Raw genomic sequence first — 15,392 nt, 5'->3', positions numbered from 1 at the left:
AGTGGTCGGAACGGTTGGTCACCCCACACGCTCCCATCCGCGACGCGGACGGTGGGAGCCGAGTTGCTCGTCGCGGCTGCGGTAGACGATGTAGGGGCGGGTCAGGTAACCCACGGGGGCACTGAACACGTGCACGAGCCGGGTGAACGGCCAGAGCGCGAACAGCAGCATCGCGGCCAGACCGTGCAGCTGGAAGCCCAGCGGGGCCTCCGCCATCAGCTCGGGGTGGGTGTCGAAACGGAAGATGCCGCGGAACCAGACCGAGACGCCCTCGCGGTAGTCGTAGTGGTCGATGATGTTCGCTCCGACGGTATTGGCGAGCCCGAGCACGATGACGGTCCCCAGGACCAGGTACATCACCTTGTCCATCACCGTCGTCGCGGAGAAGACGGGCCCGACCGTGCGACGGCGATAGATCAGGATCGCCATACCGATCAGCGTCCCGGCGCCGGCGATCGCGCCGACGGACACCGCGAGGAAGTGGTACAGGTCCTCGGAGATCCCCACCTCCTCGGTCCACGACTTCGGCACGCCGAGACCCATCACGTGGCCGAGGAAGACGGCCAGGATCCCGATGTGGAACAGCGGGCTTCCCCACCGCAGCAACCGGTCCTCGTAGAGCTGCGAGGACCGGGTGGTCCAGCCGAACTTGTCGTAGCGGTACCGCCAGTAGTGGCCGACGACGAACGTCGTGAGACAGACGTACGGCACCACGACCCAGAGGAACTCGTCCACGTCACCCCCTCCGCAGCCCGGGCATGGGCAGGTCGACGGGCGCGGCCGGCGCCGGCACCGCCGGGCCGACGTCGAACCCGGGCGTGCCGTAGGGCGTGAGTCCGACCTCCTCCTCCGGCGGACCCGCCGCGATCAGCGCCTCCACCGCCGCGGCCTCGTCCCCGGCCAGCGCCGGGAGGGTGGCGCACACCGCTTCGAGGGCACCCGCCCAGCGGGCACCTTCCCCGACCAGGGCACGGCGCAGCACCTCCAGCCCCGCCCGGTGGTCGCAGAGGAGCCGATGGGCCACGGCGGCGTCGACGGTGGCGCCGTACTCGAGCACGACGCAGAGGTGGTCCGGCAGCTCGGCCGCCGTGAGCACGTATCCGGACGCCGCGTAGGCCTCGGCGAACCGCAGCAGCGCCATCCCCCGCCGGCGCGTGTCCCCGTGCGTGAAGTAGGTGAGGAACAACGCATGCTGCCGACGGCGGTCGAAGGTCTCGACGTACTCGGCCTGCAGCTCCGACAACGGCGCCGAGGCCAGCTCGGCGACCGTGCGACGCAGCGGTTCGGCGAGCACCGACGGCAGGGCGTCGGAACCGCGGTGCACCAGGTCCAACCGAGAGACCAGGTCGTCGTCGGGGTAGTCCAGCAGGAGCGAGGCCGCCTGCCAGGTGATCCGTCGCTGATCGTCGGTCAGGTCGCCGATCGCGGTCCGGCGGCGCAGCAGTGTCCTCATCATTTCTCGGCCCCGTCGCCGTTCCGCGGGGGGAACAGGCCGTCGGGCGCTCCCTTGCCGTCCCAGTTGAGCAGGTTCACCCGTCTCGGTTTGTCACCCGGCTCCACGAGCGTGTCGCCCTGCTGCCGCTGCCGCAGCATGTGGAAGTTCTCCACGGCGATCGGAGCCACGGCGCCGGACCCCTCGCCGAACGGGCCGGAGCCGCCCATCCCGGGCCCGCCGTCGTAGTCCAGCGAACAGTCGGTCGCCAGCTCCTCCAGCGCGTGCGCCTGCTCGGCGTGCGCCGGTGGGATGACGTAGCGCTCGTCGTACTTCGCCAGCGCGAGGAGGCGGAACATGTCGTACATCTCCTCCTCGCCCATGCCGACCGCGGCGGGGATCTCGGCGTTCGGCTCGCGCCCGAGGTTGATGTCGCGCATGTACGAGCGCATCGCGGCGAGCTTACGCAGCACCGCGTCGACCGGGGCAGGATCGCCGGCCGTGAACAGCTCGGCGAGGTAGCCGATCGGGATGCGCAGCGCATCGATGGCGGCGAAGAGATTCTCCGCACGCTCCGCGTCGGTGCCCGTCTCGCGCACGACGTCGACGACCGGCGACAGTGGCGGGATGTACCAGACCATCGGCATCGTGCGGTACTCCGGGTGCAGCGGGAGCGCGACGCGGTAGCGGGAGATCAGCGCGTACACCGGCGAGCGGCGGGCCGCCTCGATCCAGTCCCGGGGGATCCCGGCCCGCTCGGCCTCGCGCGCCACGGCCGGGTCGTCGGGGTCGAGGAAGATCGAGCGCTGCGCCTCGTAGAGACCGTGCTCGTCCGGCGTCGTCGCCGCCTCCAGCACCCGGTCCGCGTCGTAGAGGACCAGGCCGATGTACCGCAACCGGCCGACACAGGTCTCCGAGCACACCGTCGGCAGTCCGACCTCGACGCGCGGGAAGCAGAACGTGCACTTCTCGGCCTTGCCGGTGCGGTGGTTGAAGTACACCTTCTTGTACGGGCACCCGGAGACGCACATCCGCCAGCCGCGGCACCGGTCCTGGTCGACGAGGACGATGCCGTCCTCGCTGCGCTTGTAGATCGCGCCACTCGGACAGGACGCCGCGCAGGACGGGTTGAGGCAGTGCTCGCAGATGCGCGGCAGGTAGAACATGAACGTCGACTCGAACTCCATCCGGACCTGCTCGGAGATCCGGGCCAGGACCGGGTCCGACGTGGCCGTCGCTGCGGAGCCGCCGAGGTTGTCGTCCCAGTTCGCCGACCACTCGACCTTCATCGGCCGGCCGGACAACAGCGACTGCGGCTGCGCGACCGGGGTGTGCTCCTGGGCCGGCGCGTCCGTGAGCGTCGCGTAGTCGTAGGTCCAGGGCTCGTAGTAGTCGTCGATCGACGGCATCTTCGGGTTGGAGAAGATCGTCGCGAGCTTCTTCAACCGGCCGCCGCCCTTGAGCGCCAGGCGACCGCGCTTGTTCAGCGTCCAGCCGCCCTTCCACTCCTCCTGGTCCTCGTACCGGCGCGGGTATCCCTGCCCCGGCCGGGTCTCGACGTTGTTGAACCAGACGTACTCGGTGCCGGTCCGGTTCGTCCACGCCTGCTTGCAGGTCACCGAACAGGTGTGGCACCCGATGCACTTGTCGAGGTTCATCACCATGGCCATCTGGGCCATCACGCGCATCAGTACCGCACCTCCTGCGAGCGCTTCCGGATCACCGTGACCTCGTCGCGTTGGTTGCCCGTCGGCCCGAGGTAGTTGAACGCGAACGACAGCTGGGCGTAGCCGCCGATGAGGTGGCTGGGCTTGATCAGCAGCCGGGTGAGCGAGTTGTGGATGCCACCGCGCCGACCGGACGTCTCGGCGAGCGGGACGTCGATGAGCCGGTCCTGCGCGTGGTGCATGTACACCGTGCCCTCCGGCATCCGGTGGGACACGATCGCCCGCGCGACCACGACGCCGTTGCGGTTGACCGCCTCGATCCAGTCGTTGTCCGCGATGCCGACCTTGGCCGCGTCCCGGTCGGACATCCAGATCGTCTGCCCGCCGCGGGAGAGGGAGAGCATGAACAGGTTGTCCTGGTACTCGGAGTGGATCGACCACTTGTTGTGCGGGGTCAGGTAGCGCACGGTCACCCCGAGCTCCCCGACCGTCCCGATCGCCGGTTCCCCGAAGACCGCGCCCATGTCCAGCGGCGGCCGGTACACGGGCAGGTTCTCCCCGAGCTCGGTCATCCAGTCGTGGTCGAGGAAGAAGTGCTGACGTCCCGTCAGGGTGTGCCACGGTTTGCTGCGTTCGACGTTGATCGTGAACGGTGAGTACCGGCGGCCGCCGGTCTCCGACCCCGACCACTCGGGCGAGGTGATGACCGGCACCGGCGCCGCCTGGGTGTCGGCGAAGGTGATCTGCTTGCCCTCGTGCTCGGCCGCGAGGTCGTGCAACCGGGTTCCGGTGCGTTGCTCGAGGGTCCGAAAGCCCTGGGTGGCGAGGTGGCCGTTCGTCGTGCCGGACAGCGCGAGGATCGCCTCGCACGCGTGGACGTCACGCTGCAGCGACGGGCGGCCGGCGGCCGGGCCGCCCCGGATCGCACCGTTCTTCGACCGTAGGTACTCGACCGCCGTACCGACGTCGTACGTGATGCCCTTCGTCGTCGTACCCAGGGTGTCGAGGAGCGGGCCGAGGGCACGCATCTGGTCACCGACGGCCCCGTAGTCCCGCTCGACCGTCACCAGCTTCGGCATCGTGCGCCCAGGCTCGGGCTCGCAGTCCCCGGCCTTCCAGTCCCGTACCACGCCGTGCGGGTTGGCCATCGCGTCCGGGGTGTCGTGCAGGAGCGGAGCCGCGACCACGTCCGTGCGGGTGCCCAGGTGGTCGCGCGCCAGCTCGCTGAACCGCGTGGCGATCGTCTGCCAGGCGTCCCAGTCGGTGCGGGTCTGCCACGGCGGGGCGATGGCCGGGTTGAAGGAATGGATGTACGGATGCATGTCCGTCGTGTTCAGGTCGTGCTTCTCGTACCAGGTGGCGGCCGGCAGCACCACGTCGGAGAACAGCGTCGTGCTGGTCTGCCGGAAGTCCAGCGAGAGCAGCAGGTCGAGCTTGCCGCTGGGCGCCGTGTCGTGCCACTCGATCTCGCGGGGCCGCCGGTCCGGCGCCGCCTCCGTGGCGCGCAGCGAGCTGTCCGCCCCCAGCAGGTGGCGCAGGAAGTACTCGTTCCCCTTCGCGGAAGAACCCAGGAGGTTCGCACGCCACACCGCGAGGACGCGCGGGAAGTTCTCCGGTGCGTCCGGGTCCTCGCAGGCGAACCGCAGCGCGCCGGAGCGCAACTGGTCGACGACGTACTCCCCCACTGGTCGCCCGCTGGCCCGCACCTCGTCGGCCAGGTCGAGCGGGTTGCGGTTGAACGTCGGGTGCGAGGGCATCCATCCCATCCGCGCGCTGAGCGCGATGAGGTCCGCCGTGCTGCGGTTCGCGAACCCTCCCGGCCCGGAGGCGGCGCTCAGCGTCCCGGCGTCCACCTGGTCGTAGCGGAACTGGTCGGTGTGGAGGTACCAGTAGGCGGTCTGGATCATCTGGCGCGGCGGTCGGACCCAGTCCGTCGCGAACGCGAGGTGCGCCCAGCCAGTGACCGGCCGGCATTTCTCCTGCCCGACGTAATGCGCCCACCCGCCGCCGTTGACACCCTGACACCCCGTCAGCGTCGTGAGGGCCAGGAATCCGCGGTAGATCGTGTCCGAGTGGAACCAGTGGTTGGTGCCGGCCCCCATGAGGATCATCGACCGGCCGCGCGACTCTTCGGCGTTGCGGGCGAACTCGCGGGCGATGCGAGCCGCGGCGACCGCCGGCACACCGGTGATCGCCTCCTGCCAGGCCGGGGTGTACGGCTGCGGGTCGTCGTACCCGGCCGGCCACGTCCCGGGCAGCGCCTGCCCGGCGACGGTCCGGCTCACCCCGTACTGCGCGAGCATCAGGTCGAACACCGTGGTCACGAGGTGGTCGCCGACCCGGCGCACCGGTACTCCTCGGACCAGGTCGCCCGGCGCCCCGGTGTCGAAGCGCGGCAACCGGACCTCGACCGCCTCCGCCCCGTCCTCCAGCAGCGAGAGCCGTGGTTGCAGGTCGCCCAGCTCGAGGTTCCAGCGGCCCGCGCCCTCCGGGCCGAAGCGGAAGCCCAGCGACCCGGTCGGTACCGCGGGGGCCCCGGTGACCTCGTCGACGACCACGGTCTTGAAGGCGGCGTTCTCGGTGCCCGCGTGCTCAGGCAGGTCGGCCGCCGTGAGGAACTTGGTCGGGCGGTACCCGCCGCCGGGGGCCGGTTCGAGCCGGACCAGGTGCGGCAGGTCAGTGAACCGGCGCGTGTAGTCCGCGAAGTACGGCACCGCCCGGTCGACGAAGAACTCCCGGAGGATCACGTGGCCCATGGCCATCGCCAGCGCGCCGTCGGTGCCCGGCGCGGGTGCGAGCCACTCGTCGGCGAACTTGACGTTGTCGGCGTAGTCGGGCGCGACGACGACCACCTTCTGCCCGCGGTACCGCGCCTCGGCCATCCAGTGCGCGTCGGGCGTCCGTGTGACCGGGACGTTCGAGCCCCACATCACGAGGTAGCCGGCATCCCACCAGTCGCCGGATTCGGGCACGTCGGTCTGATCGCCGAACACCTGGGGCGAGGCGACGGGAAGGTCGGCGTACCAGTCGTAGAAGGAGAGCATCGCCCCGCCGATCAGCGAGGTGAACCGCGCGCCGGAGGCGTGCGAGACCATCGACATCGCGGGAATCGGCGAGAATCCGGCGACCCGGTCCGGACCCCAGCGGCGGATCGTGTGCACGTACGCGGCCGCCACGATCTCGGTGGCCTCGTCCCAGGACACGCGGACCATGCCGCCCTTGCCGCGGGCCGACTTGTACGCGCGGGCGCGCTCGGGATCGTCGGCGATCTCGGCCCAGGCCAGCACCGGGTCGCCGAGTCGAGACTTCGCCTCCCGGTACATCTGAAGCAACGTGCCGCGGACGTAGGGATAGCGGATGCGCGTGGGCGAGTAGGTGTACCAGGAGAAGGCCGCGCCTCGCGGACAGCCACGGGGCTCGTACTCGGGACGGTCCGCACCCGCTGACGGATAGTCAGTCTGCTGGGTCTCCCACGTGATGATGCCGTCCTTGACGTACACCTTCCAGGAGCAGGAACCGGTGCAGTTCACGCCGTGGGTCGAGCGCACGACCTTGTCGTGGCTCCACCGGTCCCGGTAGAAGTCGTCGGCGGCCCGGCCGCCGCGCTTGCTCAGCGTCCGCCGGTCCGCCGACACGGTTCCTTTGGTGAAGAACCGGCGGCTGCCGACCAGCAGATCGGCCAGTGCCCCGTCCAACCCGGGCTCGTCGACGCGCTTCACGCGCTCACCTCCGTGGGCGTTGCGGTCCTCGTCGCCGCGGTGTGGCGGACGACGGTCAGGGTGAGCAGCAGCATCACCGCCGACGTGGCGGCGAGGAGACCGAGACCGATCGCGTAGGAATCGGTGCGGCCGTAGACGTAGCCCATGAGCAGCGGCGGCGCGAACCCGCCGAGCCCACCGGCCGCGCCGACGAGACCGGTCACGCCTCCGACCCGACTCGGCTCGGTCGCCTGCGCGATCAGGGCAAACACAGCACCACTGCCGGCACCGAGGGCCGCCGCCATCGCGAGGAAGACGACCGTGCCGAGGCCCGCGAGCGGCGGGTTGCCGGCCGCGATCGCGGCGCAGACCGTCACGATCGCGAACACCCCGGTCAGCACCGGAACGGCCCCGAGGCGGTCCGAGAGCCATCCCCCGGCCGGGCGCATCACGACCGCAATGACGACGAAGCCCGCCATGCGGTTCGCGGCGTCCGCGGCGGTGAGATCGTGAGCCGTCTTCAGATAAGCCGGCAGGTACACGGAGAAGGCCACGTACCCGCCGAACGCCACCGCGTAGAGAGCACACGCCTGCCAGGTGATGGGCAGCTTCGCGTTGGACACGACGCGCGTCACCAGGGAAGTGGTGGGTGCCGTCCGGCCCGGCGCGTCGCGCAGGATCAGCCAGGCGACGATCGCGTACACCGCCAGCGCGGCCGCGGTGAGAAGGAACGGCGCCCGCTCCCCGACGTTGTCGGTGAGCTTGACCGTGGTCAGCGCCGAGATGGCGGTGCCGCCCATGCCGGCCCCGAAGATCCCGATCGCCAGGCCTCGTCGTTCGGGCGGGAACCAGGCGTTGACGAACGGCACCCCCACCGCGAAGACCGTCCCCCCGATGCCGAGGAAGAAACCTCCGACCAGCACGAGCGCGTAGGAGTCCAGGGCGAAGAACGCGAGGAACAGGACGGGGACGATCGTCAGCGCCGAGACCAGCGGGAACATCACCCGCCCGCCGTGGACGTCGGTGAGCGCGCCCACGACGATGCGCCCCAACGACCCGACGATGACCGGCACCGCGACCAGCAGCGCCACGTCGGACTCGCTCAGATCGCCGAGCGCCCCCGAGTCACGCCACGCCGGCCCCAGGGGGCTGATCAGAGCCCACGCCCAGAAGTTCACCGCGAACCCGACCGTCGCCAGCGTCAGCATCAACGCCGGCGAACCTCGTCGGTCGGTGTCCGCTGCTGCCGCGCTCAGCTGCGTCATCGCCCTCGCCTCCGCGTCCCACCTTGGCCCGTTCCGGCTCCCGACGCACGTACCCCAACACGCGCGTCGGCAAGCTGGACACTCTCAGCAAGTTCCCTGGGAAAGGGTGATTGCATGAGGACCACCGGATCGCGGGGAGGCAGCAGTGAGCGAGGGGTTCGTCTGGCCGGCCGGAGCAGGGACCCGGGTGCTGGTCGGCTACGACGGGTCGTTGGGGGCGAACGCCGCGATCGACGTCGCGACCGCGGTGCTGCCGCGTGCCCACGCCCTGATCTGTCACTTCTGGGCGATGCCCTTCACCGACACCGGTGCCCGGCAGCGCCTGAGCCGTGAGTCCGCCAACCTGGCCGAACTCACCGCGGCGATCGAACGCGAGGGCGGGCATCAGGCCGAACGCGACGCCCGGACCGGAGCGGCGGTGGCGCAGGCCGCGGGCTGGGCGGCCGACGTCCTGGCCCGACGAACCTTCAGCGCGGAAGGTCTGGCACTGGCGGCGGTCGGGAAGGAGGTCGACGCGGACCTGATCGTGATCGGGTCCCGCGGTCTGAGCGGCACCCGCGCCGCCCTCGGCAGCGTCTCGGACGCGGTCGTTCACCACAGCACGAGCCCGGTCCTGGTCGTGCCCTATCCGTTGATGATCGCCGAGTACGAAGCCCTCGCCGCGGGTCCCGTCGTCGTCGGTTGGGACGGCTCGGCCGGCGCGGCCGCCGCCCTGTCGGGAGCGGCCGCCCTGTTCCCGGACCGCGACTTGATCTGCACGGCGGTCGGAGCCGAGGACGAGCCGCTCGACCTGGAGAAGGCTGACGTCCCGGGGCGCGATCTGACCCGCGAGCGCCGGGTGCGCCGCCGGTCGGTCCTCGCCCGCGGCGTCGCCGCCGAACTCACGGCCAGCGCCCGTGACCACCGGGCGAGCGTCCTGGTCGTCGGATCGCGAGGTCGCTCGGCGGTCAGCGAGATCCTCCTCGGCAGCGTCGCGATGGCCACCGCCCACCACGCCCACCGACCCGTCCTCGTCGTACCCATTCCCGAGTAGGCACGGGGTCGTCGGAGCTGCGCCGACCGGATTCACGGCCGGTTCGGATCCGGGGCGCGCACGACCATCACCGGACACCGGGCGTGCCGGATGAGCTTCTGCCCGACCGAACCGAGCAGCAGCCCGGCGACCGGACCACGTCCGCGGGTGCCGACGACGATGAGGCCGGCTCCCCCACTGGCCGCGATGAGCACCTCGGCCGCGCGGCCCTCGCGCGGGGCCTGGACGGCCTCGACGCCGGGATGCTTCTCGGCGAACCGGTCGACCAGCTCGTGGAGCCAGTCGAGATGGTGCTCCCGCACCAGTTCCTCGTCGGCATCGAAGGTCATGAGGCCGTCCGGGCCCAGCCAGTGCAGGCTGCTCCAGCTGTGCACGACCAGGAGCGGGGCCTCACGCAGCGACGCCTCGCGGAAGGCAGCCTCGAGCACCTCCTCGGCGTGGTCGCGGTCCACGCCGGCGACGACCGGGCCGTCGATCGGGGCAGCGGAGCCGCTTTCGCCGACCACCAGCACGGGACAAGGGGCGTGGGTGGCCACCTCGAGGGCGACCGAGCCCGCGACGCGCGCCAGCAGGCCGACGTTCCCACGACCGACCACGAGCAGCTCGGCGTTCTCGGCCTGCTCGCACAGCACGGACGCGGCCGGCCCGAGACGGTCGAGCACCGTCACCCGTCCGTGCGGGAGTGCGGACCCGACAAGTTCGACTGCCTCGGCGAGCGGGTCCCGGCCCTCCTGGCCGGCGCGGACGAGGTCCCAGCCCTCCTCCTCCGCGTGGACGATCAGCAGCGTCCGACCCCGTCGCACGGCTTCACCGACGGCCACCGTCAGCGCGGCGCGCGCCGTCGGTGTGCCGTCGTAACCGACGACCACGCGCGGTGATGTGGACAGGCTCATCGGTGTTCCTCCGTCATCGGTCGGATCCGCACGTACGTCGTGCGGAACGCGGTCGCTCATCGCGATCCCCGGGGGCCGCGGGAAAGAAGTGCTGAGCACACCGAGAGTCCCGCGCCGGGGCACCCCGCGGGCAGGTCCACTCCGCCCGGATCGTTCGGGTCATTGGTCACGGCGTGACCCGCCGACCGGCACTGCCGCGCAGCGGACGGTCACGGCCACACTGGGCAGGCATCCGCGACCCTTCCACCGAGATCCACGCCCGTCTGCGGCGAAGCACGGAGGCACGTCCATGTTCCGCCGCGTCGAGAGGGTCGCGCCACCGTGGTGGCGCGGCTACACGCGCGCCGATCTCCGGCACGACGTTCCCGCCGGCGTGACGGTCGCGGCGTACCTGATACCCCAGGTCATGGCCTACGCCCAGGTCGCGGGGCTCCCGCCCGCGGCCGGGCTGTGGGCCGCGGTCGCCGCCCTCACCGTCTATGCCGTGCTCGGCAGCTCGCCTCAGCTCTCGGTCGGCCCGGAGTCCACCACCGCCCTGATGACCGCGGCGGCCCTGGGCCCGCTTGCGGCCGGCTCGCCCGACCGGTACGCCGCCCTCGCCGTCCTGCTCGCCGCGATGGTCGGCACCATCTGCCTGATCGCCTCCGCCGCGCGGCTCGGTGCCCTGGCCGACCTGCTGTCCAAGCCCGTCCTGGTCGGGTACCTCGCCGGAGTCGCAGTTCTCATGACGGTGGGGCAGCTCAAGAACGTCACGCGCGTGACAGTCGAGGGCGAGTCCATCGCCGAGCAACTGGACAGCCTGTGGGGCAACCGGGACCAACTGCATGTCCCGACGTTGGCGCTCGCTGCCGCGGTCCTCGTCCTGATGCTGGCGCTGCAGCGGTGGCGCCCTCAGGTGCCGGGAGCGCTCGTGGCCGTCCTCGGCGCGACCGCCGTCGTCGCGCTCTTCGACCTGGACCGCAACGGGATCGCCGTGGTCGGCTCGCTCCCGGGTTCGCCGGCGTCACCGGACCTCGGCCTGGTCGAGAGTGACGACATCCGGCTCCTGATCGCTCCCGCCATCGGACTCGCGGTCGTCGGATTCACCGACAACGTCCTGACCGCGCGAGCATTCGCCAGCCGCCGCAACCAGACGATCGACGGCGGCCGCGAGCTTGCCGCCCTCGGCGCCGCGAACCTCGGCGCAGCCACGGCCGGCGGGTTCCCCGTCAGTTCCAGCGGGAGCCGCACCGCGCTCGGCGACGCCGTCGGCAGCCGCACCCAGTTCCATTCCCTCGCGGCCGCGGCCACGGTGATCCTGACCCTGGTCCTCCTCCGCGACGTGCTGGCGGACTTCCCGGTCGCGGCGCTCGGCGCGCTCGTGCTCTACGCCGCAGTGCGGCTCGTCGAGATCGCGGAGTTCCGCTACCTCAACCGCTTCCGGCGCAGCGAACTCCTGCTCGCCCTGGCGACGACCGGGGCCGTGCTCACCCTCGGTGTGCGCGACGGGATCCTCGCCGCCGTTGTGCTGTCGCTCGCCGACCTGCTGCGGCGCGTGGCGCGGCCCCACGACGCGATTCAGGGGTTCGTCCCCAACCTGGCCGGTATGCACGACGTCGACGACTACCCCGACGCCGAGCTCGTGCCCGGCCTGCTCGTGTACCGCTACGACTCACCGCTGTTCTTCGCCAACGCCGAGAACTTCCACCGGCGCCTGCTCGCTGCTCTGCGCGGCACCGAGCCACCACCCCGCTGGGTCGTGCTGAACGTGGAGGCGATGGTCGAGATCGACGTCACCGCCGCGGAAGTGCTCGCCCGCCTGCACACCGAACTTTCGGCCCAGGGCGTCGTTCTCGCCATGGCGCAGGTCAAGCAGGACCTCCGCCGCGACCTCGACGCCGCCGGCCTCACCGACCGCATCGGCGCCGAGCACCTGTTCCCGACGCTTCCGACCGCAGTGGCGGCCTTTCGGGTGGACGAGGGGACCTCAGACACCCCTGTCCGGTGACGCCCGGCCCTGCCGTCGCGCCCCTCGCAGGCCCGACGGTGGGAGTCATGAATCCGCTGTCACCCGCGTTGCACCGCGTCCGGAACCGTTCCGCAGTGCCCGCTCCCTCGTCCACGCCCGAGAACGACGCTCCCGCACCGGCCGCGGCAGAGACCGTCGGCGCGACCCGCCGGTACGGCCAAGGAGCCGTCGCCGTGCGGGCGCTGGACGACGTGACCGTGCGGTTCGAGCGCGGTCGCTTCACCGCGATCATGGGGCCGTCCGGATCGGGCAAGTCGACGCTGCTGCACTGTGTAGCCGGACTGGACGAGCTGACCTCGGGTCACGCCTTCATCGGCGAGGTGGATCTGCAGTCCTTGAAGGACGACGCGCTCACGATGCTGCGCCGCGACCGGATCGGGTTCGTCTTCCAGGAGTTCAATCTGATCCCCACCCTGACCGCGCTGGAGAACCTGACGCTCCCGCTCCGGCTCGCCGGCCGGAAGGCCGACCCGGCGTGGCTCGACACCGTGGTGGACACGCTCGGTCTCCGTGACCGCCTGACCCACCGGCCGGGAGAGCTCTCCGGCGGCCAGCAGCAGCGGGTCGCGATCGGCCGGGCCCTGATCACCCGGCCCGACATCGTCTTCGCCGACGAACCGACCGGCAACCTCGATTCCCGTGCGGGCACCGAGGTGCTCGACTTCCTCCGACGCGCGGTCGACGAGATGGGCCAGACCGTCGTGATGGTCACCCACGACCCCAACGCGGCCGCCCGGGCCGACCGCATCCTCTTCCTGGCCGACGGCCGCGTCGTCGACGAGATGACCGACCCCACGAGCGAGCGCGTTCTCGCCCGCATGCAGCAGTTCCAGGCCTGAGCGCCGTGGGACTGACCGCCGTGCGGAACCTGCTCGCACACAAACTTCGCGTGGCCGCGACGGCACTCGCGGTGCTGCTCGGCGTCGCGCTGATGTCGGGCACCCTGGTCTTCACCGACACCGTCACCCGTACCTTCGAGGACCTGTTCGCCGGCGTGTACGCGAACACCGACGTCGTCGTCCGGGGCAAGGCGGCCTTCGACGCTCCCGACAACCTCGGGGCGCAGCGCCCTCGCGTGGACGAAGCCCTCGTCGCGACGGTGGCGGCGGTGCCCGGCGTCGCGGCCGCCGAGGGCGAGATCCTCGGCTACGCCCGCCTCATCGACAAGTCCGGCCGGGCGATGGGCGACCCCGCCTACGGCGCCCCGACGTTGGGGTACGGGTGGCCGGGCACCGCGGAGCTGAACCCGTTCCGCCTGGTCGCCGGACGCGGACCGGCGGTGGACGACGAGGTCGTGATCGACGCCAAGAGCGCCCGCGAGGCCGGCTTCGCCGTCGGGGACAACGCGACCGTGCTCGTGCAGGGCGGAGCGAAGTCGTTCCGCGTCGTCGGCATCGTCAAGTTCGGCACCGCGGACAGCCCGGGCGGGGCCACGGTGGCGGCCTTCGCCTCCGACACCGCGCAGCGTCTGATCGCCCAACCCGGGAAGTTCGACGACGTCGCCGTGGTCGCCGCGGAGGGCGTCAGCGCCGAGGACCTCGCGGCGCGGATCGCTGCGGTCCTGCCGAGCGGCGTCGAGGCTGTCACCGGCGCGACGGTCACCGCCGAGACGACCGACCAGATGCACGAGATGCTCGGCTTCTTCACCACGTTCATGCTCGTGTTCGCCGGCGTCTCGCTGCTCGTCGGTGGATTCATGATCTTCAACACCTTCACGATCACGGTCGCGCAGCGGACGCGCGAGCACGGGCTGTTGCGGGCGCTCGGCGCCCGGCGACGGCAGGTTCTGACGGTGGTGCTCGTCGAAGCTTTGGTCGTCGGTGTCGTGGCCGCCGCACTCGGCACCGCACTCGGAGTGGTCGTCGCCGGTGGCCTCCGGTCGCTGCTCGACGCGCTCGGCATGGACATCCCGACCAGCTCGCTGCTGTTCCGGCCTCGCACTGCCGTGGTGTCGATGCTGGTCGGGGTCGGGGTGACGGTCATCGCGGCGCTGCTGCCGGCGCGTCGGGCCTCCCGGGTATCGCCCATGGCCGCGCTGCGCACGATCGACACGCCGCCGATCTGCGTTCCCGTTGCTCGGTTGATCGCCGGCCTCGGCCTGCTCGGCGGCGGCATCTCCGCGCTGCTGGCCGGGCTCTACGACGACCCACCGCACCGGGTGGCGGTGGTGGGGGCAGGCGTCCTCGGCCTCTTCGCCGGCATCACCGTGCTGGGGCCGACCTTCGCTCGCCCGCTCAGCGGCGCGATCGGCTGGCCGGTCGCCCGCATCCGCGGCGTCGCCGGTGGGCTCGCCCGCGAGAACGCCATGCGCAACCCCCGGCGGACCGCGGCCACGGCGGCGGCCCTCATGATCGGGGTCGGACTGGTCGGGTTCATCACGGTCTTCGTGTCCTCCGCCAAGACCTCGGTCGACCACGTCGTGCGCGATGCGTTCACCGGAGACCTGGTCGTGGACAGCGGTGCCGGGTTCGTCGGCGGACTGGATCCGGCCGTCGCCACGCAGCTGCGGGCGCTCCCGGGGACCGACGCCGTCACCGGAGTCCGGGTCGGCACGGCGGAGATCGATCGTCGACCCACGCAGATCGTCGCGATCGACCCGTCCGACGGGTTCCGGATCCTCGACGCCGGCGTGGTGGCCGGCGATCCGGCCGACCTCGGCGCGGACGCCATCGCGGTCCACGCGGACGAGGCCCGCGAGCGCGGACTCGCACTCGGGGACCGTGTGCCGGTCCGCTTCGCGCAGAGCGGTGACGTCGCTCTCCGCGTCGCGACGATCTACCGCGAGTCCGACCCACTCGGGAAGTACCTGCTGGGGACCCCGGCGTACGAGGCGAACTTCGCCGATCAGTACGACTGGCAGATCTTCGTGCGGAAGTCGGCCGACACGTCCGTCGAGTCGTTGCGCGCCGCCGTCGCGGCCGTGACCGCGACGACTCCCGGCGTCGAGGTGATGACGGCGGACGAGTACGTCGACCGCGTCACCGCTCCGATGGATCAACTGCTGGCGCTCGTGTACGCCCTGCTCAGCCTGGCCATCTTGATCGCCCTCCTGGGCATCGCGAACACCCTCGCGCTGTCGATTCACGAGCGCGTGCACGAGATCGGGTTGCTCCGAGCCGTCGGGATGACTCGCCGTCAGCTCCGGACCGCGATCCACTGGGAGTCGGCCATCGTCGCTCTCCAGGGCACACTGCTCGGCCTCGGCATCGGTGTCTTCCTCGGCTGGGCCCTCACCCGGGCCATGGCTGACCAGGGGATCACGACGTTCCACGTTCCCTGGGGTTCGATGGCCGTCATCGCCGGCGCGGCGATCGTCGCCGGCGTCGTCGCCGGCCTCGCGCCCGCTCGCCGCGCCGCTCGGCTCGACGTCCTCCGCTCCGTCGCGGCGCGCTGACC

10 protein-coding genes are annotated in these 15,392 nt (G+C 71.4%); 4 read left to right on the top strand and 6 right to left on the bottom strand.

Annotated elements, in window-relative coordinates; all coding sequences use genetic code 11:
• Nucleotides 1-18: 18 nt before the first annotated feature.
• Genes narI through SPOPO_RS0113285 form a run of 5 tightly spaced genes read right to left on the bottom strand, consistent with a single transcriptional unit; the run spans nucleotide 19 to nucleotide 8,062 of the window.
• Nucleotides 19-735 carry a respiratory nitrate reductase subunit gamma gene (gene narI, locus SPOPO_RS0113305; RefSeq protein ID WP_019875308.1) on the bottom strand — a complete coding sequence of 239 codons (717 nt, stop codon included), beginning with the start codon at nucleotides 733-735 and terminating at the stop codon, nucleotides 19-21.
• Nucleotide 736: 1 nt separating this feature from the next.
• Nucleotides 737-1,453, bottom strand: a complete 717-nt coding sequence (narJ, locus tag SPOPO_RS0113300) for a nitrate reductase molybdenum cofactor assembly chaperone (protein ID WP_019875307.1) — start codon at nucleotides 1,451-1,453, stop codon at nucleotides 737-739.
• Nucleotides 1,453-3,120 (bottom strand): nitrate reductase subunit beta, encoded by a 1,668-nt coding sequence (narH, locus tag SPOPO_RS0113295; protein WP_019875306.1) that lies wholly within the window; start codon nucleotides 3,118-3,120, stop codon nucleotides 1,453-1,455. The genes narJ and narH overlap by 1 nt, the downstream gene beginning before the upstream one ends.
• Nucleotides 3,120-6,818: a nitrate reductase subunit alpha gene (locus SPOPO_RS0113290; RefSeq protein ID WP_019875305.1), complete on the bottom strand. Its 3,699-nt coding sequence runs from the start codon at nucleotides 6,816-6,818 to the stop codon at nucleotides 3,120-3,122. Before SPOPO_RS0113290 ends, narH begins: the two co-directional genes overlap by 1 nt.
• Nucleotides 6,815-8,062: an MFS transporter gene (locus tag SPOPO_RS0113285; RefSeq protein ID WP_019875304.1), complete on the bottom strand. Its 1,248-nt coding sequence runs from the start codon at nucleotides 8,060-8,062 to the stop codon at nucleotides 6,815-6,817. Before SPOPO_RS0113285 ends, SPOPO_RS0113290 begins: the two co-directional genes overlap by 4 nt.
• A gap of 145 nt (nucleotides 8,063-8,207) precedes the next feature.
• On the opposite strand from SPOPO_RS0113285, the gene SPOPO_RS0113280 reads away from it, so the two are divergent.
• Nucleotides 8,208-9,095: a universal stress protein gene (locus tag SPOPO_RS0113280; protein WP_019875303.1), complete on the top strand. Its 888-nt coding sequence runs from the start codon at nucleotides 8,208-8,210 to the stop codon at nucleotides 9,093-9,095.
• 32 nt (nucleotides 9,096-9,127) lie between these two features.
• On the opposite strand, the gene SPOPO_RS0113275 is transcribed toward SPOPO_RS0113280, so the two are convergent.
• Nucleotides 9,128-9,988, bottom strand: a complete 861-nt coding sequence (locus SPOPO_RS0113275; RefSeq protein ID WP_028984749.1) for a universal stress protein — start codon at nucleotides 9,986-9,988, stop codon at nucleotides 9,128-9,130.
• Between the two features lie 289 nt (nucleotides 9,989-10,277).
• Here SPOPO_RS0113275 and SPOPO_RS0113270 point away from each other — a divergent pair, with 289 nt between their 5' ends.
• The 3 genes from SPOPO_RS0113270 (at nucleotide 10,278) to SPOPO_RS0113260 (ending at nucleotide 15,390) form a co-directional block, all read left to right on the top strand.
• Nucleotides 10,278-11,975, top strand: coding sequence for a SulP family inorganic anion transporter (locus SPOPO_RS0113270; RefSeq protein WP_019875301.1), 1,698 nt, complete (start codon nucleotides 10,278-10,280; stop codon nucleotides 11,973-11,975).
• Nucleotides 11,976-12,070: 95 nt separating this feature from the next.
• Nucleotides 12,071-12,835: an ABC transporter ATP-binding protein gene (locus SPOPO_RS0113265; RefSeq protein WP_019875299.1), complete on the top strand. Its 765-nt coding sequence runs from the start codon at nucleotides 12,071-12,073 to the stop codon at nucleotides 12,833-12,835.
• A gap of 50 nt (nucleotides 12,836-12,885) precedes the next feature.
• Nucleotides 12,886-15,390: an ABC transporter permease gene (locus SPOPO_RS0113260; RefSeq protein WP_156869867.1), complete on the top strand. Its 2,505-nt coding sequence runs from the start codon at nucleotides 12,886-12,888 to the stop codon at nucleotides 15,388-15,390.
• The last annotated feature ends 2 nt before the right edge of the window (nucleotides 15,391-15,392 follow it).

Source organism: Sporichthya polymorpha DSM 43042 (genome assembly GCF_000384115.1).
Lineage (GTDB): Bacteria > Actinomycetota > Actinomycetes > Sporichthyales > Sporichthyaceae > Sporichthya > Sporichthya polymorpha.
Note: the sequence above shows the minus strand (reverse complement) of the source record. Positions and strands in the feature narration are given on the sequence as shown.